Raw genomic sequence first — 19,459 nt, 5'->3', positions numbered from 1 at the left:
GGGCTGCGGTCGCTGCGGGCGCTGCGGGAGCGGCCGGTGCGCCGCCGCCTTCGCCGTCGGCGAAGCGGATGCCGCGCAACTGGAACGGCGTCAGGCCGATCTGCGCCATGCCGTCGCGGTCGATCGCGACCGGGAGACGGTGCTGATGGTGGTTCATGGTGAGCCTCCTGCTCATCGGTCACCCCGCACCCTGCGTACGGGGAAGTGAGACCGTGCCGCCGCAGTGCAGGGCCGACGACGGCACGGAGTCTGTAGTGTTCGGACATGACGCTCAACAGAGGTGCTGTCCGCAGTTCGGGAGGAAGAGGCCTCGCGAAGGAAGTGCGGCAGTGGCTCGAAGCGAGCGACCGTCCGGATCCTCTCGACGCAGCCTTCGCCGTCGGCGTGCTGGAACGCAGAGCAGCGAGGCTGAAGAGTGCTGCGGCGTCCGGATGGACCGCGACGACGATCGGCGTGGCTCTCCTCGCTGCAGGGCTCGCGATGTCCGACTGGATCATCTACACCGTCGGGGGAGGGCTGGCTGCCGCGGTCCTTGTGATGAGCATGGTGGCGGACAATCGGGCGCGAGACCTCGACACGTTGATCGACGAGATCTCGGACAAGGCCACCAGGACCGCGCCGGAGTCGCCCGTACCCGTGCTGACCGTGGGGCGCTGGGCTCTCATCCGCCACCGAAAGTGACCCCGGCGGGGGCAGGTCTGCCTCGCGCTGAGAAAGGTGCAGCGCACGTCATGGGCAGCCTTCGCCGGGAGCAGACATGGGGATCTAGCCGCGTTGACCCCTGCCGGGATGGTCTGTACTCCGCCCAGGTGAGCGCGTAGAATCGGTGGTGAACGCGGCAGGCAGTCCCCTCGGACAGCCGGGCCGCGTTCGTCATTCCCGGGTGAGCCGGGTCACGGTGCCGCTCCGGTCGATGAAGATCACCTCGGTGAACCAGTCGCTCCCGGCCAGCCGTCGGCGAGCCTCGGCCAGAGCGGTCGGGCCGTCGAGCGGGCTGCGTGCGAGGTCGATGACGAGACGCCGCACACCCTGTTCCTTCGCGCGTGAGAACTGGTTCGAGATCGTGTTCTTCCCCGCGCCCTCGGGGCTCTTGAAGTCCCACACCTGACCGTCGATGGTGACGTCCGGGTTCTTCACCCCGTGGGTGAAGTCCTCGACCCGCCACTGGACGTTGATGCCTGCACGGGCGAGGCGGTCACCGGTGGCGAGCTCGTGCGGCCGCGGGAACGCCCCGTCGGGGACGGTCTGCGTTCCGCGGTTCGACGGGCGAACGTCGCCGAGCGTTCGAGCGGACACTCGATCGGCGGCGACGAGCGGCCGTGGTGCTGCCGGCGGCGCTGCGGACGAAGTGCTGGGGCGGGCCGGAACTCCGCGGCCGTCGGCGAACCCGAGCTGCTCGCGGTACGACTGGCGGAGCCGGCCGGTGTCGCGGATGAACTCGCGCATGTCGGCTTGCGCGTCGCGCACGTCGCGGGCGGCCTTCCGACGGTCGGTGTCGGTCATCGCGGAGGCTTCACGGCGCTTCGCGGAGCGGATCTCCCGCTCGAACGCACGCTGCTGCGCACGCTCCTTCTCTGCGACCTCGTCGTACGTCGTGTCTTCCTGCGGGATCGTGAGACCGGGGGAGTATGCGACGAGACGGCACCGGCAGTTCGGGTGACCCCAGCCTGCGGCGCGTGCCTGCTCCACCGTCCCGGCGATGAACACGGGGACCGTGGCGCCATCGACCGTCGCGTGAGGAAGGTTCACGGTGCCGGTGGTGCCGTCCGTGGAGAGGATCGCGCCCGCCCACGCCGCACACTTACGGCACGAGTCGAGGCCGCGGACCACCGTGACCAGGTGGATGCCAGCCTGCCCCATCCGCCAGATGCCGGCGTCGTTGAACGCCCGGTTGATCGTGGTGCGGCCGGCCATCTCCGCGTACGCGCCAACCGTCCAGCGACGATTCGACTTGTCGACGAACCCGGTGATGCCCTCGGCGTGGAACCGCTGCACGGTGGCGGCCTGCTGCACACGCGACGTCGTCACACCGAGGAGCGTGTTCGGCGAGTACATCGCGACGATCCGCTGATACGCGTCCTGCGGGTACCGGGTGAGGCGCTGGTTCAGCACCTCAAGCCGGTTCTCGAGCGACAGGGCCACCATGGCGACGGCCCGCGACGATGTCCCGGAGATCGGGGCAACCGCCTGCAGCCCAGCGAACCGGAGCGACGCGGCGGCCGCCGCCTCGCCCTCGGATGCGGCGATCTCGATCAGGCGGGACGCCATGCCCTCGGCGCGCAGGTCGGACACGATCTGGATTGCCCGGGCCTGCAGCTCACGGGTCGCAGCGGCGCGGTGAGCGTTGAGCTCGGCGTTCAGTCGGTTCCAGTGGCGGCGCTCCGCCGCGGTCATTCCCATCCCGCCCGGAGCGGTCGGCATCAGCGACGCGAGTCGGAAGTCCCGCGCCGCTTGCTTCGCGACCTCACGGATCAGCGCGTCCTCGGCGTCCCGGTACCGCTGGGCGAGGTACACCGAGAGTTCCTCGATGAGTTCCTCGACGGACTCGCGTTCAGGATTCGGGACGAAGAGGGCCATCCTGCACCTCCGCACACTGGACCGATACGATCGCGGCATGGCAGAAGCAGAGGATCGCGAATGTAGCCACTGTGGCGCACTGATCGCGAAGGGGAATCACGAGGTTCACCGGGAATGGCACCTGGCGCTCGAGCCGCAACTCGAGCGACCGACGACGCCGTTCGGCTTCTGGGATCCCCAGGGGCGTTGGACGGCAACCTCACGCGACTGGTAGCTCGCTGACCTCCACGTCGCCGCCCGTGAAGCCGGCGGGGTCGGGCACAGCGGGACGCTCGGCTCGAATCGCCGTGACCTCGGCGCTGATCTGCTCGTCTTCCCAGTCGGGGTTCGCGCGGCGCACCTTCTGCTCGAGCGAAATCGCCGCAGCGGTATCGAGGAGCGTGAGGGTGCGGGCCAGCTTCTCCGGGTCTTCCTGGGACACGTCGGGGAAGACCACGGTCGGCTGGTCGAACCGGCCGCCGCCCTTGCCGGGGAACACGAGCCCGTCGATCTCCAGCGCCACCGACGCCGCACGTCCGATGGCGACACGCTCGTGGAGGATCTTCTTGTCCCGGGTGCGCTCGGACGCCTTCTCCCGGTCGGATATCTCCGTCGCCGTCATCTGTGCCGTCACGCCGGTGTAGTCGCCCCACGCGGACTGCGAAAACCCGGCCTTGCGGAGAATCTCCCGGTAGATCGCGAACGCGGTCTTCTCGTGTTGCTCGACACGGATCTCGAACTGCACCTTGTCGAACGCGACCTTCGACGGGTCGCCGGGCATGTTCAGCCCAGCGAACACCTCACGGCCGCCGTCGAACGATCCGCCCTGACCGAGACCGTTGTAGTCAAGGGCCGCTTCTGGGACGAGGATCTTCCCGGCGCCGAGGCGCAGGTCCCGCATCCACGAGGAGAACGTCTCATCGAGGCTGTCGAACAGGGAGTGCAGCTGTGCGAAGTCGGACCGTCCCGTGTATGCGAGGACGCCCTTCTTTCGCCACGCCGCGGTCGGCATATTTGGGTTGTACACGACGGTCAGCCGGTCGATGTTCGTGAGGATGCGGGAGTCGCCGTCAACGAGGTCAGCGTACGTCTTCGTCTCAGCGATCTCACCGAGGGGGACGCGCCGGCCGAGGTTGTTGTCGGAGCCCGCGAACAGGGCGTGCTCGATGTACCCGACACCGTGGTGTTCGAGGTGCCGGTAGTACACGGACCCCTTCACGTACTCGGACCAGAGGGTGCACTCGACGAGGCGACCCATCCGGAACGTGGGAATGATGACGTCCGCGGCGGACGGCTCCAGCCACACGTGATCGGCGACTTCGGTGTCCCAGCGGACGACGAGCGCGACAGCTCCGAGCGCCGACTTGAGCTCGCCCATCTGGTTGAACGTGGCATGCGCCTCGTCACCGTTCGCGATCAAGTCGAGGCGTTCCTGAGCACGCTTCGAGGCGCGGAGCTTCTGCTCGAGCTTCACCTCGGGAGGTTCCGCGAACACCAGGTCCGACGCGAGCGCAGCGAGATCCGCCGGTGCGGGCACGTGCAGGCGGGTGCGGTTCTCTCCCGCCGGGACAGGGCGGCCCCAGAACATGCGTGATGCGGCGCCGACGAGCCCGCCGTGCATCTGCTGGCCACGGTGGGTGTGCGTCGCCCGGGCTGCCTGGTCACGCTGGTACAGCTTCTGCAGCGCCGCCGTGTCACCCGTGTACCAGGCGTCGTTCTCCGCGAACGCCTTGTACGCGTAGTCCCACGGTGCGGGCAGCCAGGGGGTGTTCGGGTCGGGGATCGGCATGGGTTCCCCTTCGGGTCAGGCAGCGAGCTGCATCGTCCAGTAGTTGCTCGTGGAGTGAGTGATGTAGCGGCCCGCGTCGAGGGAGTGGTCGTCTTCTTTCACGACCGCGTCCTCGCCGGCGTCGGTGGCTTTCGCGTCCCACCGATATTCGGTGACCTCGGTGTTCCAGCCTTCGCACCGGTCGGTGACGATGAGCTGGTCATTGTCGAGGAGGTTCGCGACGGTCTTGATCCCGGGGAGGACGTCGTTCACCGCGGGCCAGGGGGACAGGCCGGTGCCGCGGAGGTCCTGCTGCATCTGCATGTGCATGGACGCGGCGGCCGGGTCGAGCATCAGGAACCGGGGAGTGATGGTGAGCGGGTACGGGGTGTGGTCTTTCGGGAGCCAGTCGCGGAAGCGCTGCGACAGGGCGGCGTCCGTGAGGCGGACGTCGTTGTGATCCTTCGGGTTGTACCGCCACTCGTCCATGAGCACGAGCCGGGAGTGCGGGACGGTGCGGCCGTGTTTGTCGACCTTCTGCTCGTCGGTGACGCCGAGCATCAGCGCCGCGGTCGTGTTCGTGGTCCCGTAGTCCATCCCGATGCCCATCACATCGCGGAGGGGCGGCATCTTCTCGAACGGGATGACGTGGCGTTTCGGGTCCCACATCGGGTACACGGCGCCCTCAGCGTTGGTCCACTCGCCGCGGATCATCCGGTCGTAGAACACCCCGGAGAAGGACCGTTCCATGTCGGCGATGTAGTCCGCCGGCAGGTTCGGGTTGTCCTTCATCGTGAAGTGGAACGACACGAGGTTCTTCGCCGCGCCCGGGACGATCCAGTTCTTCCGGATCCAGTGGTTCCGGGAAGCGGGGTTCATCGTCGCGAGGAGCCGGGCCCCGTCGACACGGAGGCGGGACACGAGCATGTTCCAGAACGCCTCGGGGAGCAGTGCTGCCTCGTCCACGTACGCGAGCGCGACCGTCGAACCCTGAATGCGGCCGACAGCCTCGGCGTTGTGCGCGCCGATGACCATCACCTCGCGGCCGAGGATCCTGGCCGAGGATGCACCGGGCGTGTACTGGATCTGCGAGGAGATCAGCGTCCCGAAGATCGCCGTGTTCTGGAACAGGACGAACACGTTCTGGTACACCGTTGTCATCGTCCGGCCGACGACCACGATGATCCCCGTCTTCGGGGCCACCGCGACGGCGAGCAGGAACGCGAACAGCGACGCGACCGTCTTGCCCGCCGACACCGAGCCGTACCAGAGGGACAACTTCCGTTCGAGGGCATCCACGATGCTGAGGATCTGCGCCCGGGACACGAGCTTCTCGACATCACTCAGGCGCATCGGTCGGCGTCTCCGAACGGTACTTCTCCGCCGCGGCCCGGAACCCGTCAGCGATCGTGTCCAGCACACCCACGGCCTGCTCAAGGCCCGTGTCGGACTTCTCCACCATGCGAGTCGCCTTGTCGAACGCGATGCCCGCGGAACGGAGCGCGGTGTTGCGCTCCGTCATCGGGGCGGAGTCCAGGAGGTGCGAGTGGATCTCGCCGTCCATCCCACCGAACGACCACACCATGTATGGGGCGTTCAGGATGTCCAGCTGCTCCTGCACCTCCACGACCATCATCTTCGCGAGCAACAGACGCTCCTCAGCGAGGTCGATCGCATGCGCCCGGACAGCAGCCTCGGTCTTCGTCCGGTCGAACGTGATGCCCGCCTCGGCGCAGATCCGGCTGACTGTCTCGCCGGCGACCTTGAACTCGCGAGCGATCGAGTTGCGGCTGCGTTTTCCGTCGCGGGCGGCGTCCTGGATGGCCGCGCGCGTTTGGTCATCGACTGGTCGATGCGCCTTGCGGACGCGAGGTGCTGCGGCCATGGTTCACCTCGACTCGGGCCTCTTGCCCTGTGCGGGATGCGCTGTGTCGGCGCGGTCTGGGATGCTGTGGGGATGCTGGAGTTCAGGGAGTGCACGGTCTGTCGGGAGTCCCATGCGCTCCGCAGCGACGGCCGCATGTCTATCCACGAGACGGCTGACGGCGTTCGATGCGAGGAGCCGGTCGAACGGCAGCCTCGGCGGGGTGTGCCGTTTTCGCGGACTGATCCGGGGGAGCGTGAGAGGCGTACGGCTTTCGGTGTCGCGAGTGAGGCGAAGCGTCGAGCAAACCCGCGCCCGGCTGATCGTCGCATCTACGCAGTCGACGGCATAGAGGTGGTCCGAGGCGGATTGCCCACGCACGGCCGTCGACGGTGATGTCGGCCGCGCGACCTATGCTGTGCGATACCCGTGCGCAGGGCTTGGGTAAGACGAAAGGGGGAGCGCCATGGCGGACGCTCACGAAGAAGCGTTCAAGGCCTTGATGGTCGCGATCAAGGAGCAGGCGGAGGAAGTGAAGGGGGCGGATCACCTGAACGTGAACACGCGAGCCGCTGCTCTGCGGGACCTCGCTGCCGCATACCGTCATCTGCGCGGTGGAGCGCAGCCTGGCGGAGTCAGCGTCGAGAAGTAGATCCAAACGAGCGAAGCCCCGGTGTCCTCTGCGTGAGGGCCGGGGCTTCGGTCTGGGCGGAGTGCTCCACCATCTACGTTCTATCGTTGCGGGTTTCGCGAATTTATGCACGCGGAACCGTCAGCGTGTCACGAGCCGCTGACGGAGATTGCGACTATCGCGGCGATCAGCGATGCGAACGCGAGGGAGACCGAGATCCAGGTCATCACTTTCGTGAACGTCTCTGTGCGCTCGGATTGCTTCTGCTGAGCTTCGGACAGGGCGAGGTTCGACAGTGTCAGTTCCACGAGCTGCGCGATCGCCGCATTCTGTTCCGAGATGAGCTCCGCCGATCGGGCGGTGTTCGCGGCGATCTCGTCGGGCCTTGTGTCAGGTTCGAACGCATCCATGATGTCTTCGACTGCCGCTCGGTCGCGGGCCATCTGCTCCTGCAGCTTCCGCCTGGGCTCCGCGAGGAAGTCGACAGGCTCGACATTGATGGACGGGAGCATGCCGCGAAAACCCCTCCCGATGCTCTTGAGCTGTGCTGCGCCAAGGCCGGGTCGCTTGAGTTGACTATTCAGCTTCACGTAGGCGTCGGCCAGGGAATCTGGGGCGGTCTCGGGTTCTGCCGGCGTTTCGTCTTCCGAGGCTTCGGTCATGAGCCGATGCTCCCACACGTCACCGACGTCGGGCCGCCCCGCGCGGCCGTCCCCGGCGGACACTCGGTTCGATGCGGAGGACGGCTTTCGACAGCACGACGGTAACGCCGTCGGCGCGGACCCGAGTCGCGAGACGGCCCGCGCCGATCCACCGGTAGATCTGCGAGACGTGCCGGCCGATCAGGACGGAGGCTTCCTTCGCGGTCACCCACTCCTTCGGGGTCTCGTTCAAGTCATCATCTCCTTAGCCGCAATGCGTGTGTCTCGCAGCGCGTTCACCGATACGCTCAGCGCATGATCGTGCTCGTCGCCGCGCTTGTCCTTGGTGTCCTGGGTGCTGTGTTCACGGCCCTTGCCGGTGTTTCTGCGTTTCGCGGCAGAACGCGCGAGGTGCAGGAGGGGCTCTACAGCACCCCGAAGGGGGATACCGGCACCTTCGCGTTTACTCTTGCTGCCGGCGGCTGCACTGCGCTGGCTGTCGTCCTCTCCACCATTTCGACCCTTGCCAGCGTGAGCACGTCGTAGCATCGGACGCGAGTGCTCTGCTCGATATCTCATGCCTGAATCGGCCACGGTTTTCTTGGTCAAGCCGTCTTCTCCAGTTCTTCGTATTCGTCCTGGTTGAGGACGTGGCGGCATTCGTCGTTTGTGCAGCGGACGGTCACGTGGCCCTCGTACCAGGCGGGCGGGTGCCAGATCATCTGCTGCTGGCATTCCGGGCACCGGACCCGGCGGATCCGGTGCGGGCGTTCCTCGACTTCGTGGGAGCGGTACGCGCGCTCGGCGGCGGCCGCGAATTGGATCGCATTCGAGGCGCCGAGCTCTGACTGCACCCACGTCGCGGCGGTTACGCCGCGGGTGCCGCCACGGCCGAGGAACGTCTCGCACTCGTCGATCGCGAGAGCGACACCCGTGAGGTTCACGTGCCCCTCGGCCCTCGTGCGGACGCCGGCGGTGTCCCGCTGCACGGCTTTCGACAGGCCGAGCTGTGCGGCGCGGCGCTCGAAGTCGTCCCACCGCATCAGTGCGTGCTCGACCCGGTCGTAGTGCGCGGCGCACAGGAACCCGCGCTCCGCCGCCCTCGGGAAGCATCCGCGGCAGTCGTCGTTCGTGCAGGTCTCGAGGTGGACGTCGGCGGCCTTGCATGGTGCCACCGAGGGGACGCCGGGCCAGGCGGCGACGCACAGGATCGCGTTCATCGGAAGAACACCCCCAGGAATGCGCCACGGGCTGCGGCGCCGATGGGCTGGCCGACGTCATCCATTGGAACCTCAGCCATGTCGAATTGGTGCTCCTCGCCGCAGGTGCACGGGTTCGTCCGGTAGAAGCCGACCAGCGCCTCGCCGAGGTACCACGAGTCGGTGTCGGGGATGCTCGTCGGCTGGTCTTCCCCGTCGTAGGCGGCGTCTTCCCAGATCTCTCGGTTGCGGTCCGCCACTCCCGGCGTGGTCAGCACGTCGAGCATCAGATCGTCGAGGTCGGGGAGCTTATGCTTGTCGATCCGCACGAGTGGTCCACTCTATTCGATCTCCCACATCTTGAGATTCGTCATGATCCCTCTCCTGGCTTCGCTGTTTCGATTGCCGCTTCGAGCTCGGCGGCGCGGGTCATCCACTTCCTGAGTCCGGCGCGGAGGCCGTTGATCCGGGACGCGAGGTCGCGCCCGCGGGGGCTGCGCCGTTGCTCGCGGTTCATGCCGTCGTACTCGTCGATCTGGACCGCGTACTGTGCGAGCAGGATTCGCGCGGTCGCGAGCTGGGCCTCGAGCGGGCGGTCAGAATGGAGTGTCATCGCCGAACCCTCCCTGCGTCGCCCACGCGTCCTGCGCGCCTCCGGCGGGCGTCGTGGCCCATCCGGTGTCGGTCGCGGTTTCCGTGCGCCCACGGTCCGCCTGGCCGCCCTCCGGCCGTGCCGCACGGGTGACCTGCGCGGTCGCGTACCGCAGCGAGGGGCCGATCTCGTCAACCTCCAGCTCGATCGCGGTGCGCTGATTGCCTTCGCGGTCCTGGTAGGAGCGCTGGCGTAGGCGGCCCTGCGCGATGACGCGCATGCCCTTCGTCAGGCTGCCGGCGACGTGCTCGGCGAACTCCCGCCAGACGGATGCCCGGAGGAACAGGGCGTCGCCGTCCTTGTACGCATCCGTCGCCTTGTCGAACGTGCGCGGGGTGCTCGCGATCGTGAAGTTCGCGACCGGGAGGCCGTTCTGCGTGTACCGCAGCTCGGGGTCGGCCGTGAGGTTGCCCACCACGGTGATGACGGTTTCGCCGGCCATCAGCTGGAGACCCGCTTGTACTTGTCGCGCAGTGTGTTCTCCTGAGCGCGAACCGTCCGACCGACCGCAGACCGATTGTTCGGATGCGCCTCGGTGCGGATCCGGTATGTCGTGTGACGCTCGCGCGCCCACGCCATGCGCGATTCGCGACCGACGCCATACACCCGCTCGGGCCCTGCTTCGATGCGCTCGACTTGAGCCCGCCCTCGGTCCGAAAGTCCTTCGGCCTTCACGACCACCACGATCTTCCCGGCGTCTCGCGAGTCTCGGGGCTCAAATCGATCCCCGACCTCGATTGGGCGGCTGTCTCGCTTGTTCATGATGCGTTCCTTCCTGCGCGGTCGCGCATGTTCTGTTCTCTGACTTCGGTGGCGTACTTCGCCGCCCACGTGCGGGCGGTGTGTTCGGAGATCCCGAGGTGCCGGCTGATCTCCGCCCAGGACTGGTTGAAGCGGCGGCCCGCGCTGATCTCCTCACCGGCACGGGTGGTGTATCCGCTGCGGCGTCCGGAGTTCGGTCGGTAGCCGCCGTGAGCGGGTGGGGTGATGCGCTGCAGGATGACGTCGGCGACGTCGACCCCGCGGCGGGCGGCCTCAGCGTTCAGGAGCCGGTATGCGTCCAGCGGGACGTTCACCCTCACGGGCAGGAAGCCGTCCATCAGGCGACCTCCGCCCGGTACTCGCAGCGCGTACAGGTGCCGTCCTTGAGGAGCGTGTGCATCCCGTCGAGGCAGACCGTGCCGGGGAGGACAGTGAAGGGTTCGGAGGTGGGCTTCGACTTCGCGTCCACCTGAGCGAGCTCGTACACGGTGCGGGCGGTGCCGCACGATCGGCAGGCATCCTCGGTGCCGGTGGGGTGCTTAGAGCAGAAGGGGGAGAGCGGCGCGCTCGCGCGCTCTGCTCCCCTGTTCCTCTGTTCCCTGTTCCCCTGTTCCCCTGTTCCAGGCGCGACGATTTCGGGGACGCTCGCGACGATCGCGTGAGACTCTCGCGAATGGCCGGTCGGGGCGGGAAAACGCGGCTTCGCGGGCTTGTCAATGCGCTGGTGCCGACCCCAGTTCTCAATCGCCAGGAATCGACGACCGGAGACCTCGTAGCGGACGATTCGACCGGCTTCGAACAGGTTCGCGAGGCCTCGCGACACCCTCGCGAATGTCTCGCTCGGGTCTCGCGAGAGGTCGTCTGCGAACAGGTCCGCGGCGATCATTGACTCGCGATCCTCCCCGACGCCGTTGTCGTCTACGTACGACCACAGGCCGACGAACAACAGCCGATCCTCGATGTTCAGGCAGGAGATGTCCGGCGAACGCCAGAACTCCGGCTTGATGCTCCGGATCCTCATTCCGGGCCCCCTTCACTGGTGTGTCGCCGCTCGGTCGCGGACACGAGATAGAACGGCTCGCCGTCGAGGTACTCCACAGGTGTGGCGATACAGCGCTGCAGGGTTTCCTCGTTCGTCGCGGCCTTCCGCACGTACAGGCCTCGCTCCTCAAGCTCCATGAGCACCAGCGACCCGGCATCTGCCTTCGCGCCGTTGCACCGCCAGCACGCCGCGACGAGGCATCGCGGTTCATTCAGGACGCGGCTGCCGCCTGAGCCGCGGTTCGCGCGGTGATCCGTCGTCGTTGCCTCGCCCGCGCACCCCGGGAGGGCGAGGAGGCAGAATCCGCCGTCGCGTTCGATGACCTGCGTTTTGATGTCGACAGGCGGGTGGTTCTGGCCCTTGCGGCGGTTCATCGTTTCTCCTCTCTGTGGCAGTCGCACGCCCGCTTCCGAGCGCACATGTACGGGGTCTTGCAGCACGACGGTCGACACCGCGTCCGCGGCTCGCGCGGCTGGGTCTCCGGTGCGGTGCCGGCAGGCAGGTTCTTCACGACCGGGCTCCCGTCTTCGTCCGCGCTGCAGGCACACCCCGGCGCTCCTGATGCGAGACGGAGGTCTTCGAGCAGAGGCCGAACGGGTCGAGCTCACGAACGGCCTGCCCGCACACGCGGCACTGCGGCCAGCCCTCGTGGATCATGTCGACGATGCGCAGCTGATCGAGGGTGACCTGACGGTTCGGCTCCCACGGCTGCTCCTCCGCCTCCTGCGCCGCGACGAGCGCCCGGGCGATGTTCGCCTCCAGTACGGCGCTCATGCTGCACCTTCCATGAGCTCGATCTCGCGCTGCGCAAGCCACTGCCGCTCGAACTTGGCGAACGTGATCCGCGGGTGCGACTCCCAGTGCTCAACGAGCTCCTCCGACGCGTACGCGAGCGCACGGGTCTCGTTGCCCATGAACAGCGAGAAGGGGTCGACACCCTTCCTCCGGCCGCGAGCGTTCAGCATGGCGCCGTTCGTCGCTTCCTCGGCTGCCTCGTACTGCGCATAGAGGGTGTCGTCGTACTCGCCGCGACACTCGCGCCAGGCAGCGAAGGCGTCGTCGATGATGCTCATCGGGTCACCCCCGATAGAGTGCGGGCATGAGCGAAGATGAGTACCCGGTGTTCGAGTCGTATCGCCAGCTCCCGGCGGAGGGGGACGCCGTGTTCCGCATTGGCGAGCGCCTCGTGAGGTTCACGGCTCGACGCGACCCCGAACGTCAGATCGGGTGGACGGTGACTACGGCCGACGACGGATACGAGGGCTTCCTGCAGGATGGTCACGACACGTTCTGGACTCAGGACGGCCCAGAGCCTGTACGCGCATACTCGTTTCGCTACCGCGGAGCGGAGGCGTCGCCGGGTCCTGTCATGCAATTCGGAATGCCGGTCGACGTGTCCGCGGCTGAGTTCCGCAAGATCTACTTCGGCGATCACGGCTGACTTGTTCACGCTGCTGCTCCGCCCTGACGCGTGCTGCGGTACTTCGCGACGCGGTTGCGGATGCACGCCCGGCAGTCGCGGTTGCCGTCAGGGCGGACGTAGGTGTTTTCGGACGTGTAGTCGTGCCCGTTGATGCAGGCGACGACCGCGAGGCCGCGGCGGCGGGCGTTCTCGGCGCGGGTGACCGGCTCGAGGTGGTTCGGGTTCACGCACAACGGCTTCCGGCATAGGTGGTCGAGCTCCAGTCCGGTGGGGATGCTGCGACCCACAGCGAGCCAGACGTGCCGGTGCGCGGTTGTGCCGGACGCCTTGCCATAGCCCTTGTGCACGGGGCCGGTCCACAGCCAGCACGTCTCAGTGATCTGGATGTGATGCCACGGCACACGGCGGCGACCCCCGGAACGGGCCGGGGTGGGGATGTCGACGAGTGTCATCGGTTCGCCTCGTCTTCCGCCTGCTCCTCGGGGGTGCGGGACATGGGGTCCTGCTCCTGCACGACGAAGGTCTCTGCGTCGTCATCGAGCCGGGTGACCTGCACCTCGTCGACGCCCTTGAGGTGCTGCACCTTCGCCTCGTCGGCTTCGAGCGCGCGGCCGAGGTCGGTCGACTTGGGGAGGAACTTCGCGAGCGCGCGGACGGCGGTCTTCTTGACCATCTCGTCCTCGTTGGTCTTCCACGGCGTGGAGGCCCAGTAGGACGGGCGGCGGTCGATGACTTGCGTGCGGGTGAGGTACACCCACGTGGTCCCGCCGCCTCGCATCTTCGCGGTCGCGACGACCCCGATCCACGGGCGGGACTCCTCGAAGTCCTTCGGTGTCCAGTCGTAGAACATGCCACGCTCGGAGTTCCCGCCGTAGGTGAAGTCGTCCCCCTCGCGGACGAGGAACGCCTGCACGTTCAGCACATACTCCGAGCGCAGCGCGAGCTTGATCATGCCCTGGTACCCGATGATCGGGAGGCAGATCTGGCGCCCGCGGTCCTTCCGCGGGGTGAGGTAGAACTCGCCGAGTCCGGAGCCGATCTCGAGGCGCAGTTGTGCGGCGAGCATGACCCCGCCGAGGAGGGTCTTCGGGTCGGCGTTCATCAGGTCGGGGGACTTGCCGATCTCGGAGAGCACGGCGCGGACGAACGCGTCGGAGTTCATCGCCCCGCCGAGTTGACGCTCGATCGCGGGCAGCTGCGCCTCGACGAGATCCTTCATCGTCGGCTGGGACTTCGCCGCGGCGGCCGCGGTGGACAGGTCCTTGCTCACTTGCTCTGCTCCTTCTGCTTCGTGGCACGGAGCACGCGGAACGGTGCGCCCGTGCGGGTGTACTTCGCGGCGAGGCGCGGGTGGTCGAGGGTGAAACCCTCGCGGTCGAACCCGACACGGCCCTTCTGCTGCTTCCACGTGCCGACCTTCCGGCCGTCGCGGGTGAGGGTGTCGGCCGAGCCGACGTACTGCGCGAACGCGACCTTGAGGGCGTCGCGCTCCTCCTCCTGCGCCGTGATGTCGCTGTTCAAGACCTGGATCCGCTCGAACGTCTCGAACGCCCGGTCCGACAGCTCCACAGGACGGTCGACGGTAGTGACCTCGTTGACCTCCGCGATGGTCGACGGGGGAGGCGGGTCACCGGCCTGGACGCGCGCCCACAGGTCGCGGGCGGCGGGGATCAGGTGCTCGCGGATGAACCGGTCGTCGCGGTCTTCCCAGAACAGGCGGAACTCCCGCCCGCCAATCCACACCACGACGGCGGCGCGGCGGGTGCCGGCGACGAGCATCTCGCCCTGCACCTGCACGCGAATGTCGGTCGGGATCCCGTCATCCCACTTGTGCCCCGTGTAGTGGTGGGCGGTCTTGAACTGCCACGTCGTGAACGGGTCCTCGCTAACACGGTCGAACGACGCATGCAGGAACGGGTACTCCACCGAGCGGGCCAGGAACGCCGGTCGCAGGGTGACGTCGGCTCCGGAGAAGTGGTGCACCCACTTCTCGATGATGTGCTCGGACTCGTGGCCGATGAACGACAGCAGCTCGTCGAACGGGCGGTCGATGCCGTGCTTGTGCTTGTACACGTCGAGGGGGGTCGCGTAGGGGGAGAGGTTCATCACCGCGGCGAGCTCGGATGCTCCGATGCTGCTACGACGCTCCTGCTCCCATTCGGGAGTGTCAGGTTGGACGTGGACGACGGTGAAGGTCACGCCGCACCTCCAAGGTCCTGCTCCTCAGCGCGGTAGAGGGCTTCCTCCGCGTCGTCACGGCGGCGGATCGCGTTGCTGAGGGCTTCCTCGGCGCGAATGACGGCGGAGCGCGCGGCGGAGAGGCGGTCACGGGCGGTGTCGATCGTCGACATGGTCGGCCTTTCGAGAGTTCGGGTCGGACTGGGCGAACGCGCCGAAGGTCCAGAGGATGAAGAGGAACAGGGCCGCGAACACGGCGGCGAGGATGGTGGAAGGCCACCCGTGCGGGGCGAACGTCAGCCCGATGAGGCACAGGGCGGCCCAGAGAATCGCTACCCAGCGCAGGAGGATCACGTGACCGCTTCCGTCCACTCGTGACCACACCCGACGCGCGGGCACACCAGGTCGGCGAATACGGGATCCGGGCCGTCGACCACCAACGCGTTCACGTCGTGCCCGCACCCGGGGCAGATGGTGGTGAGGAACGCGCCCTTGAACGGGTCGGCCTCGATCGGCGCCCGAGCCTCACGGACTCGCTTCGCGTCGCCGAGGTAGTCGGGCAGCGTCATGGTGCTCACGACGCCCGCTCCTGCGCTGCGAGAGCCGCTCCGCGACGGAGGGCGGCGAGGCCCGCCTGCGAGGAGAAGTCGGGTAGCGGATGCTGGTTGGCGACGTGCGCCTTCGCCTCGATCGGGCGGGGGACGTCGTCGGGTACGATGAGCTTGAGCATCTGAGGTGCTCCCTTTCTGTGATTCGCCCCCGTTGCCGCGGGGGCGTTTCCGTTTGAATCAGGCGGCGGAGGCCGCGTCCGCGATCCACGCGTTGACGTCGGCCTCGAAGTACCGGACGCGGCCACGGAGGGCGAACGACTTGGGCCCTTCCCCGCGGCCTCGCAGGTTGTAGAGCGTCTTCACGGCGAGGCCCGTGCGCTCAGCGACCTGCTTGATGTCGAGAACGGTGTCGCAGGTGGTTGCCTCGCTCATGCCGCGTCCTGGTGTTCGCGGTCACGGTGCCCGGTCGTCAGCTGGGTCACCGATACGCCGAGCCACGCGGCGATCTTGGGGAGCTCGTCGAGCTGGTACTCACGTTCGCCGTCGTAGCGCTGCTTCGCGCTCCGGTACGGCGCCTGGAGAACCTCGGCGAGCTCACGGATTGGCTTCTTCTGCCACCCCATTTCGGCCCGCACTTCGGCGGCTACTCGCTGGGGGAGGGTGAGTTCGGGTGTCATGGATTCATAGTGAACTTATCTCGGTTCACTGTCAACCCCGACGCGCCGAAATAAGTTCATCGTGAGCGCCGATGCGTTTGAACCTAGACAAAAACGTATCTATCTCGGTACACTCATATGCCATGAGCCCCAAAGAGTCAGAGCCCGCGGTCACCGAGTTCGCACGCGGCGTCGCCGATGCCCTGTCGAAGGTCATCGAAAAGCGGAGCATCTCGAAGCGCGAGCTTGCTCGCCAGATCGGACGCTCGAACAACTACGTCGCGATGCGGTTCCGCCATGAAGCGGCGTTTACGCTCACCGACATCGACGTCATCTGCAATGCCCTCGGCCTCGACGCAGGCTCGTTCATCGCTGGGCTCAGCGTGCCGGCGAACGTCACCAACCTGAATGTCCGACGTCGCCGCCAGGATGATCTCTCGACGGTTCCGCTCGCTAGCACAGCGATTGCCGCTTCGAAGGACAACACGCCGATTGACCCCGAGCGGGGCGGGGCGTAGCGGGAGGGAATTGGCTTGAGTACTGCACTAAATCCGGCGGACTTCGTCGACTATCTCGGAGTGATCGATGCGCCTGTGCGCAGCACTGCGTTCATGTACGGAGTGAACCACTTCGAGGACGGCCCCTGCGGATTCGACTACGACCCGTGGGTGCACGCCGAGCTGCTCGACCTTCCGATCATCTTCCGTGACGATCTTCCGGACCCCGAGATGGTCGCCTGCTACTCGGACGAGCACGAAGCTGTGTTCGTCCGTTCCAACCTGCATGCGGCCGTCGAGCGCTGCGCAATCGCACACGAAATCGTCCACTTCGAGCACAGCGACGTCGGAACCAACGACCTCCAGGAGGAACGCGCGGACCGCATCGCCGCGCGCCGGCTCATCCGCCCCAGCCGCCTCGAACACCTCTCGATCACGACGGAAGACCCAGCAGTCTTCGCGCTCGAGCTCAACGTCACCGAGAAGATCATGCGCGTGTACATGCGCATGATCCGACAGGGCCGGATCCGTCGATATGGCTAGGCCGCCCCTCGTCCTCGGAACCTGGGGGAAGATCACTCGGGTGCAGCGCGCCGGCGGCTGGGTCGCGTTCGCACGGTTCCGGGACTACGACGGGGTCACGAGACAGGTCGAACGCCGCGGCCTCACCGGCGCCGCAGCCGAGCGCGCGCTTCTCGCAGCGCTTCGCGATCGTGCACGCCTCCCCAACGAGGAGATCACGCCAGAGACCCGACTGAACCGCGTCATTGACGACTGGGACAAGCACCTCGACGAACGCGACCTCTCCGACGGCAGCCGGATCACCTATCGACGCCAGCTCAAGCACATCAGGCAGGCCATGGGGTCGCTGCAGCTTCGCGAGGTGACGGTCCAAGCCGTGGACCGCTTCCTCACCGCGCTGCAGGCGTCATCTGGACCTGAAACCGCGCGGATCGCTCGCGTCGTGCTGTCGGGCATCTGCCAGCGTGCAGTCCGCAAGGGTGCCATGGCCGCCAATCCTGTTCGAGACGCCGACACGATCCCGAGGAAGAAGGCGGTCGTGGAAACCCTCGACGTTGAGGCGGTGGGCATCGTCCGGGCGCAACTGCGCGCGTGGGATGTCGGCCGGGACGCGCGGGGGCGCGCTCGAGTGACAGACCTCGCCGACCCCGTCGACATGATCGTCGGTACGGGCATCCGCACAGGCGAACTGTTCGCTGTCCGGTGGGACGACCTCGAACTCGACCGAGACGTACCTTTGGTTCACGTCACGGGCACGGCGGTGCACAGGCCTAACGTCGGTCTGGTGCGACAGCCCTACCCGAAGACCGAGGAGTCGAACCGATCCCTCCGTCTCCCGCCATTCGTCGTCGAGATGCTGCTGCGCCGCCGCGTCGCCTCCACGAGCGAGTTCGTCTTCGACTCGACTGCCGGCACGATGCGCAGCCCGAACAACTTTCGGACCCAGTGGCGCAAGTTCCGTGCCGCGAGCGGGTACGAGGATTGGGTGGTGCCGAAGACGTTCCGCAAGGCAGTGGCCACGCTCGTGGCAACCGTCGCGGGGGACGACGTGGCCGGCGATCAGCTTGGGCACGTGAAGGGATCGACCGTGACCCGGAGGAACTACATCAAACGCCTCCACCTTGGGCCGGACGTGCGCGAGATCCTTGAGCAATTTGCCGCCGATCCAGCACTTACCCAGCGGGAATGAGATGCACCCTGGCGGAAGCCCGGGCAATTGGGGGTAGGCGTCGTCTGTGAATATGCCCGGTCCGGGCAACAAAAGGTAAACGAGGGCAACAATGCCTGAGAAACGGGGGTTACGGGTTCGAGTCCCGTAGTCGGCTCCGGACGGCAACGCCCGCCATCCCTGTATTTCCGGGGGATGGCGGGCGTTGCGTCTCACGGCTCGGAGGGGCTCAGGTAGTGGAACACGGTGCGGATGGCGGTGCCGTCGATGGTGTGAATGGCCAGCCCCGGCATCGCCGTGTCGTCCGCGATCGGATTGAGCCTGCTTCCCAGTCGCATCGTGGAGACGATGCCCGGGGCACCGAGCACCGGCACCCCGGCGAACGACGCGGCGAGGGCGGAGTGCACGTGCCCGGTCAGGACGCCGATGATTCGTGCGTTCCCCACGATCAGCGCCTCCAGGTCGCTCGTGTTCTCGAGATTCCACCGGTCCGCGACGTCATGCCCGACGGGCACCGGTGGGTGATGCATCGTGAGAAGGACGGTGCCGGGGGCCGAGCTCGCTGCGTGCCGCGCGAAGTCGATCGTGTCCGGCGTGAGGTGGCCTTCGACGCGAGCATCGAGGTGCGAGTCCAGCCCGATGACGCGCACCTCGCCCACGTCGATGAAGCCCGACAGGGCCGGGTTGAGACCGGCCTGGGCCTGGGAGTGGAGCATCGTCTCGCTGTGGTCGTGATTCCCGGGTACGACGATCGTCGGTATGTCCGCCGGGAGGGTCGCGAACAGTTGGGCGTACTCCTCGGCGGCGCCGTGGTCGGCAAGATCGCCGCTGAGGACGATCGCATCGACGTCGGGGAGGGAGGACACCGCTGCGAGCACTGCCTCGAGCCGGCGCAGTCGGTGCGGAGACGTGTCCAGATGCGGGTCGCTGAGGTGCGCGATCAGAGTCATGAGTCGCCCTCCGGTCGCTGGGGTGCGTCCACGAGCCCGAGGAACCCGCGGACGGCGGCGCGCATCATCTCCTCGTCCCCCGTGGCTCGCGACAGGACATACCCACCCTGGATCACCGCCACCGCGGCCGTAGCCCGGTCGCGCGCGACGCCCCCATCGAGCCCCTGCTCTTCGAAGACGTCGGCGACGAGACCGATGAGGTCGAGGAAGTAGCGGGCGACGGAGGCGCTGAGGTCCTCGTCGGCCGCGACGAAGGGGTCAGCCGTGAGGCGACCGATACGGCACCCCGAGGTCGCCTCGCGGGGACGTTCGAGGTACGCGGCGATCCTCGCTCGCGACTCGGTGTGGGCGTTCAGGGCGTCGGAGGACGATGCCAACGCTTCATCCACCGAACGGCCG

General features: G+C 67.2%; 35 protein-coding genes. 8 read left to right on the top strand and 27 right to left on the bottom strand.

The window, feature by feature from the left end; translation table 11 throughout:
- The first annotated feature begins 264 nt into the window (after positions 1–264).
- A complete protein-coding gene (locus tag DW309_RS19115) occupies positions 265–681 on the top strand; it encodes a hypothetical protein (protein WP_136046292.1) in 417 nt (138 codons plus the stop codon).
- A gap of 192 nt (positions 682–873) precedes the next feature.
- Here DW309_RS19115 and DW309_RS19110 read toward each other — a convergent pair whose 3' ends face one another.
- Complete coding sequence (locus DW309_RS19110; RefSeq protein ID WP_168387329.1) at positions 874–2,577, bottom strand: phage minor capsid protein; 1,704 nt, start codon at positions 2,575–2,577, stop codon at positions 874–876.
- Between the two features lie 37 nt (positions 2,578–2,614).
- Between DW309_RS19110 and DW309_RS19835 the strand changes: the two genes are divergently transcribed.
- Complete coding sequence (locus DW309_RS19835; RefSeq protein WP_168387328.1) at positions 2,615–2,791, top strand: hypothetical protein; 177 nt, start codon at positions 2,615–2,617, stop codon at positions 2,789–2,791.
- Here the strand turns inward: DW309_RS19835 and DW309_RS19105 are convergent.
- From DW309_RS19105 to DW309_RS19095, 3 genes are read right to left on the bottom strand one after another with little or no spacing between them, the layout of a single operon-like run.
- Positions 2,777–4,345 carry a hypothetical protein gene (locus DW309_RS19105; protein WP_136046290.1) on the bottom strand — a complete coding sequence of 523 codons (1,569 nt, stop codon included), beginning with the start codon at positions 4,343–4,345 and terminating at the stop codon, positions 2,777–2,779. The two genes, DW309_RS19835 and DW309_RS19105, sit on opposite strands and share 15 nt — an antisense overlap.
- A gap of 15 nt (positions 4,346–4,360) precedes the next feature.
- Positions 4,361–5,677 (bottom strand): PBSX family phage terminase large subunit, encoded by a 1,317-nt coding sequence (locus DW309_RS19100; RefSeq protein WP_136046289.1) that lies wholly within the window; start codon positions 5,675–5,677, stop codon positions 4,361–4,363.
- A complete protein-coding gene (locus DW309_RS19095; protein WP_136046288.1) occupies positions 5,664–6,209 on the bottom strand; it encodes a hypothetical protein in 546 nt (181 codons plus the stop codon). The genes DW309_RS19100 and DW309_RS19095 overlap by 14 nt, the downstream gene beginning before the upstream one ends.
- A gap of 445 nt (positions 6,210–6,654) precedes the next feature.
- Between DW309_RS19095 and DW309_RS19090 the strand changes: the two genes are divergently transcribed.
- On the top strand, positions 6,655–6,840 hold the full coding sequence (locus tag DW309_RS19090) for a hypothetical protein (protein ID WP_136046287.1): 186 nt from the start codon (positions 6,655–6,657) through the stop codon (positions 6,838–6,840).
- 128 nt (positions 6,841–6,968) lie between these two features.
- On the opposite strand, the gene DW309_RS19085 is transcribed toward DW309_RS19090, so the two are convergent.
- Both DW309_RS19085 and DW309_RS19080 read right to left on the bottom strand, forming a co-directional pair.
- Positions 6,969–7,481, bottom strand: coding sequence for a hypothetical protein (locus tag DW309_RS19085; RefSeq protein ID WP_136046286.1), 513 nt, complete (start codon positions 7,479–7,481; stop codon positions 6,969–6,971).
- A 19-nt stretch (positions 7,482–7,500) separates the two neighbouring features.
- Positions 7,501–7,689 carry a hypothetical protein gene (locus DW309_RS19080; protein ID WP_136046285.1) on the bottom strand — a complete coding sequence of 63 codons (189 nt, stop codon included), beginning with the start codon at positions 7,687–7,689 and terminating at the stop codon, positions 7,501–7,503.
- 86 nt (positions 7,690–7,775) lie between these two features.
- Here DW309_RS19080 and DW309_RS19075 point away from each other — a divergent pair, with 86 nt between their 5' ends.
- The gene (locus tag DW309_RS19075; RefSeq protein ID WP_136046284.1) at positions 7,776–8,006 is read left to right on the top strand and encodes a hypothetical protein; all 231 of its coding nucleotides are present in this window, start codon (positions 7,776–7,778) and stop codon (positions 8,004–8,006) included.
- 59 nt (positions 8,007–8,065) lie between these two features.
- On the opposite strand, the gene DW309_RS19070 is transcribed toward DW309_RS19075, so the two are convergent.
- The 10 genes from DW309_RS19070 to DW309_RS19025 all read right to left on the bottom strand — a co-directional run bounded on the left by DW309_RS19070 (position 8,066) and on the right by DW309_RS19025 (position 12,188).
- The gene (locus DW309_RS19070; RefSeq protein WP_136046283.1) at positions 8,066–8,680 is read right to left on the bottom strand and encodes a hypothetical protein; all 615 of its coding nucleotides are present in this window, start codon (positions 8,678–8,680) and stop codon (positions 8,066–8,068) included.
- Positions 8,677–8,988 (bottom strand): hypothetical protein, encoded by a 312-nt coding sequence (locus tag DW309_RS19065; RefSeq protein ID WP_136046282.1) that lies wholly within the window; start codon positions 8,986–8,988, stop codon positions 8,677–8,679. Before DW309_RS19065 ends, DW309_RS19070 begins: the two co-directional genes overlap by 4 nt.
- A gap of 41 nt (positions 8,989–9,029) precedes the next feature.
- The gene (locus tag DW309_RS19060; RefSeq protein WP_136046281.1) at positions 9,030–9,272 is read right to left on the bottom strand and encodes a hypothetical protein; all 243 of its coding nucleotides are present in this window, start codon (positions 9,270–9,272) and stop codon (positions 9,030–9,032) included.
- A complete protein-coding gene (locus DW309_RS19055) occupies positions 9,256–9,753 on the bottom strand; it encodes a single-stranded DNA-binding protein (RefSeq protein ID WP_136046280.1) in 498 nt (165 codons plus the stop codon). The genes DW309_RS19060 and DW309_RS19055 overlap by 17 nt, the downstream gene beginning before the upstream one ends.
- Positions 9,753–10,073 carry a hypothetical protein gene (locus DW309_RS19050; RefSeq protein WP_136046279.1) on the bottom strand — a complete coding sequence of 107 codons (321 nt, stop codon included), beginning with the start codon at positions 10,071–10,073 and terminating at the stop codon, positions 9,753–9,755. The genes DW309_RS19055 and DW309_RS19050 overlap by 1 nt, the downstream gene beginning before the upstream one ends.
- The gene (locus tag DW309_RS19045; protein WP_136046278.1) at positions 10,070–10,411 is read right to left on the bottom strand and encodes a hypothetical protein; all 342 of its coding nucleotides are present in this window, start codon (positions 10,409–10,411) and stop codon (positions 10,070–10,072) included. The genes DW309_RS19050 and DW309_RS19045 overlap by 4 nt, the downstream gene beginning before the upstream one ends.
- Complete coding sequence (locus DW309_RS19040; RefSeq protein WP_136046277.1) at positions 10,411–11,094, bottom strand: hypothetical protein; 684 nt, start codon at positions 11,092–11,094, stop codon at positions 10,411–10,413. Before DW309_RS19040 ends, DW309_RS19045 begins: the two co-directional genes overlap by 1 nt.
- Entirely contained in the window at positions 11,091–11,489 is a 399-nt protein-coding gene (locus tag DW309_RS19035; protein ID WP_136046276.1) for a hypothetical protein, read from the bottom strand. Before DW309_RS19035 ends, DW309_RS19040 begins: the two co-directional genes overlap by 4 nt.
- A 133-nt stretch (positions 11,490–11,622) precedes the next feature.
- Positions 11,623–11,889, bottom strand: a complete 267-nt coding sequence (locus tag DW309_RS19030; RefSeq protein ID WP_136046275.1) for a hypothetical protein — start codon at positions 11,887–11,889, stop codon at positions 11,623–11,625.
- Positions 11,886–12,188 carry a hypothetical protein gene (locus DW309_RS19025; RefSeq protein ID WP_136046274.1) on the bottom strand — a complete coding sequence of 101 codons (303 nt, stop codon included), beginning with the start codon at positions 12,186–12,188 and terminating at the stop codon, positions 11,886–11,888. The genes DW309_RS19030 and DW309_RS19025 overlap by 4 nt, the downstream gene beginning before the upstream one ends.
- 26 nt (positions 12,189–12,214) lie before the next feature.
- On the opposite strand from DW309_RS19025, the gene DW309_RS19020 reads away from it, so the two are divergent.
- Complete coding sequence (locus DW309_RS19020) at positions 12,215–12,556, top strand: hypothetical protein (RefSeq protein ID WP_136046273.1); 342 nt, start codon at positions 12,215–12,217, stop codon at positions 12,554–12,556.
- Positions 12,557–12,561: 5 nt separating this feature from the next.
- On the opposite strand, the gene DW309_RS19015 is transcribed toward DW309_RS19020, so the two are convergent.
- Genes DW309_RS19015 through DW309_RS18985 form a run of 9 tightly spaced genes read right to left on the bottom strand, consistent with a single transcriptional unit; the run spans position 12,562 to position 15,944 of the window.
- The gene (locus DW309_RS19015; protein WP_136046272.1) at positions 12,562–12,990 is read right to left on the bottom strand and encodes an HNH endonuclease signature motif containing protein; all 429 of its coding nucleotides are present in this window, start codon (positions 12,988–12,990) and stop codon (positions 12,562–12,564) included.
- A complete protein-coding gene (recT, locus tag DW309_RS19010; protein WP_136046271.1) occupies positions 12,987–13,808 on the bottom strand; it encodes a phage-derived integrase/recombinase RecT in 822 nt (273 codons plus the stop codon). The genes DW309_RS19015 and recT overlap by 4 nt, the downstream gene beginning before the upstream one ends.
- On the bottom strand, positions 13,805–14,737 hold the full coding sequence (locus DW309_RS19005; RefSeq protein WP_136046270.1) for a YqaJ viral recombinase family nuclease: 933 nt from the start codon (positions 14,735–14,737) through the stop codon (positions 13,805–13,807). Before DW309_RS19005 ends, recT begins: the two co-directional genes overlap by 4 nt.
- Complete coding sequence (locus DW309_RS19830; RefSeq protein WP_168387327.1) at positions 14,734–14,889, bottom strand: hypothetical protein; 156 nt, start codon at positions 14,887–14,889, stop codon at positions 14,734–14,736. Before DW309_RS19830 ends, DW309_RS19005 begins: the two co-directional genes overlap by 4 nt.
- A complete protein-coding gene (locus tag DW309_RS19000; RefSeq protein ID WP_136046269.1) occupies positions 14,864–15,070 on the bottom strand; it encodes a hypothetical protein in 207 nt (68 codons plus the stop codon). Before DW309_RS19000 ends, DW309_RS19830 begins: the two co-directional genes overlap by 26 nt.
- On the bottom strand, positions 15,067–15,294 hold the full coding sequence (locus tag DW309_RS18995; RefSeq protein ID WP_136046268.1) for a hypothetical protein: 228 nt from the start codon (positions 15,292–15,294) through the stop codon (positions 15,067–15,069). Before DW309_RS18995 ends, DW309_RS19000 begins: the two co-directional genes overlap by 4 nt.
- Positions 15,291–15,446, bottom strand: coding sequence for a hypothetical protein (locus DW309_RS19825; protein WP_168387326.1), 156 nt, complete (start codon positions 15,444–15,446; stop codon positions 15,291–15,293). The genes DW309_RS18995 and DW309_RS19825 overlap by 4 nt, the downstream gene beginning before the upstream one ends.
- Before the next feature lie 58 nt (positions 15,447–15,504).
- Positions 15,505–15,699, bottom strand: a complete 195-nt coding sequence (locus tag DW309_RS18990; protein WP_136046267.1) for a helix-turn-helix transcriptional regulator — start codon at positions 15,697–15,699, stop codon at positions 15,505–15,507.
- Positions 15,696–15,944 (bottom strand): hypothetical protein, encoded by a 249-nt coding sequence (locus DW309_RS18985; RefSeq protein ID WP_136046266.1) that lies wholly within the window; start codon positions 15,942–15,944, stop codon positions 15,696–15,698. The genes DW309_RS18990 and DW309_RS18985 overlap by 4 nt, the downstream gene beginning before the upstream one ends.
- Before the next feature lie 122 nt (positions 15,945–16,066).
- Between DW309_RS18985 and DW309_RS18980 the strand changes: the two genes are divergently transcribed.
- From DW309_RS18980 to DW309_RS18970, 3 genes are all read left to right on the top strand, one after another.
- Positions 16,067–16,441, top strand: a complete 375-nt coding sequence (locus tag DW309_RS18980) for a helix-turn-helix domain-containing protein (protein ID WP_168387325.1) — start codon at positions 16,067–16,069, stop codon at positions 16,439–16,441.
- Positions 16,442–16,591: 150 nt separating this feature from the next.
- The gene (locus DW309_RS18975; protein WP_136046264.1) at positions 16,592–16,963 is read left to right on the top strand and encodes an ImmA/IrrE family metallo-endopeptidase; all 372 of its coding nucleotides are present in this window, start codon (positions 16,592–16,594) and stop codon (positions 16,961–16,963) included.
- Between the two features lie 40 nt (positions 16,964–17,003).
- Entirely contained in the window at positions 17,004–18,131 is a 1,128-nt protein-coding gene (locus DW309_RS18970; protein ID WP_168387324.1) for a site-specific integrase, read from the top strand.
- 191 nt (positions 18,132–18,322) lie between these two features.
- Here the strand turns inward: DW309_RS18970 and DW309_RS18965 are convergent, their stop codons facing one another.
- Both DW309_RS18965 and DW309_RS18960 read right to left on the bottom strand, forming a co-directional pair.
- On the bottom strand, positions 18,323–19,060 hold the full coding sequence (locus DW309_RS18965; RefSeq protein WP_136046262.1) for a metallophosphoesterase: 738 nt from the start codon (positions 19,058–19,060) through the stop codon (positions 18,323–18,325).
- On the bottom strand, positions 19,057–19,437 hold the full coding sequence (locus DW309_RS18960; RefSeq protein ID WP_240753290.1) for an LmrA/YxaF family transcription factor: 381 nt from the start codon (positions 19,435–19,437) through the stop codon (positions 19,057–19,059). The genes DW309_RS18965 and DW309_RS18960 overlap by 4 nt, the downstream gene beginning before the upstream one ends.
- Between the last annotated feature and the right edge of the window lie 22 nt (positions 19,438–19,459).

It is taken from the genome of Microbacterium sp. K41 (genome assembly GCF_004794395.1).
GTDB classification, from domain to species: domain Bacteria; phylum Actinomycetota; class Actinomycetes; order Actinomycetales; family Microbacteriaceae; genus Microbacterium; species Microbacterium sufflavum.
The sequence above is the reverse complement of the archived record's forward strand: the minus strand, read 5'-3'. Positions and strand labels throughout refer to the sequence as shown.

What these genes read in the sequence shown, in the direction of transcription:
- DW309_RS19115 (WP_136046292.1), top strand. Translation starts at nt 265, where the DNA reads ATGACGCTCAACAGAGGTGCTGTCCGCAGTTCGGGAGGAAGAGGCCTC.
- DW309_RS19110 (WP_168387329.1), bottom strand. Translation starts at nt 2,577, where the DNA reads ATGGCCCTCTTCGTCCCGAATCCTGAACGCGAGTCCGTCGAGGAACTC.
- DW309_RS19835 (WP_168387328.1), top strand. Translation starts at nt 2,615, where the DNA reads ATGGCAGAAGCAGAGGATCGCGAATGTAGCCACTGTGGCGCACTGATC.
- DW309_RS19105 (WP_136046290.1), bottom strand. Translation starts at nt 4,345, where the DNA reads ATGCCGATCCCCGACCCGAACACCCCCTGGCTGCCCGCACCGTGGGAC.
- DW309_RS19100 (WP_136046289.1), bottom strand. Translation starts at nt 5,677, where the DNA reads ATGCGCCTGAGTGATGTCGAGAAGCTCGTGTCCCGGGCGCAGATCCTC.
- DW309_RS19095 (WP_136046288.1), bottom strand. Translation starts at nt 6,209, where the DNA reads ATGGCCGCAGCACCTCGCGTCCGCAAGGCGCATCGACCAGTCGATGAC.
- DW309_RS19090 (WP_136046287.1), top strand. Translation starts at nt 6,655, where the DNA reads ATGGCGGACGCTCACGAAGAAGCGTTCAAGGCCTTGATGGTCGCGATC.
- DW309_RS19085 (WP_136046286.1), bottom strand. Translation starts at nt 7,481, where the DNA reads ATGACCGAAGCCTCGGAAGACGAAACGCCGGCAGAACCCGAGACCGCC.
- DW309_RS19075 (WP_136046284.1), top strand. Translation starts at nt 7,776, where the DNA reads ATGATCGTGCTCGTCGCCGCGCTTGTCCTTGGTGTCCTGGGTGCTGTG.
- DW309_RS19070 (WP_136046283.1), bottom strand. Translation starts at nt 8,680, where the DNA reads ATGAACGCGATCCTGTGCGTCGCCGCCTGGCCCGGCGTCCCCTCGGTG.
- DW309_RS19060 (WP_136046281.1), bottom strand. Translation starts at nt 9,272, where the DNA reads ATGACACTCCATTCTGACCGCCCGCTCGAGGCCCAGCTCGCGACCGCG.
- DW309_RS19055 (WP_136046280.1), bottom strand. Translation starts at nt 9,753, where the DNA reads ATGGCCGGCGAAACCGTCATCACCGTGGTGGGCAACCTCACGGCCGAC.
- DW309_RS19050 (WP_136046279.1), bottom strand. Translation starts at nt 10,073, where the DNA reads ATGAACAAGCGAGACAGCCGCCCAATCGAGGTCGGGGATCGATTTGAG.
- DW309_RS19045 (WP_136046278.1), bottom strand. Translation starts at nt 10,411, where the DNA reads ATGGACGGCTTCCTGCCCGTGAGGGTGAACGTCCCGCTGGACGCATAC.
- DW309_RS19040 (WP_136046277.1), bottom strand. Translation starts at nt 11,094, where the DNA reads ATGAGGATCCGGAGCATCAAGCCGGAGTTCTGGCGTTCGCCGGACATC.
- DW309_RS19035 (WP_136046276.1), bottom strand. Translation starts at nt 11,489, where the DNA reads ATGAACCGCCGCAAGGGCCAGAACCACCCGCCTGTCGACATCAAAACG.
- DW309_RS19030 (WP_136046275.1), bottom strand. Translation starts at nt 11,889, where the DNA reads ATGAGCGCCGTACTGGAGGCGAACATCGCCCGGGCGCTCGTCGCGGCG.
- DW309_RS19025 (WP_136046274.1), bottom strand. Translation starts at nt 12,188, where the DNA reads ATGAGCATCATCGACGACGCCTTCGCTGCCTGGCGCGAGTGTCGCGGC.
- DW309_RS19020 (WP_136046273.1), top strand. Translation starts at nt 12,215, where the DNA reads ATGAGCGAAGATGAGTACCCGGTGTTCGAGTCGTATCGCCAGCTCCCG.
- DW309_RS19015 (WP_136046272.1), bottom strand. Translation starts at nt 12,990, where the DNA reads ATGACACTCGTCGACATCCCCACCCCGGCCCGTTCCGGGGGTCGCCGC.
- DW309_RS19830 (WP_168387327.1), bottom strand. Translation starts at nt 14,889, where the DNA reads ATGTCGACGATCGACACCGCCCGTGACCGCCTCTCCGCCGCGCGCTCC.
- DW309_RS19825 (WP_168387326.1), bottom strand. Translation starts at nt 15,446, where the DNA reads ATGCTCAAGCTCATCGTACCCGACGACGTCCCCCGCCCGATCGAGGCG.
- DW309_RS18990 (WP_136046267.1), bottom strand. Translation starts at nt 15,699, where the DNA reads ATGAGCGAGGCAACCACCTGCGACACCGTTCTCGACATCAAGCAGGTC.
- DW309_RS18985 (WP_136046266.1), bottom strand. Translation starts at nt 15,944, where the DNA reads ATGACACCCGAACTCACCCTCCCCCAGCGAGTAGCCGCCGAAGTGCGG.
- DW309_RS18980 (WP_168387325.1), top strand. Translation starts at nt 16,067, where the DNA reads ATGAGCCCCAAAGAGTCAGAGCCCGCGGTCACCGAGTTCGCACGCGGC.
- DW309_RS18965 (WP_136046262.1), bottom strand. Translation starts at nt 19,060, where the DNA reads ATGACTCTGATCGCGCACCTCAGCGACCCGCATCTGGACACGTCTCCG.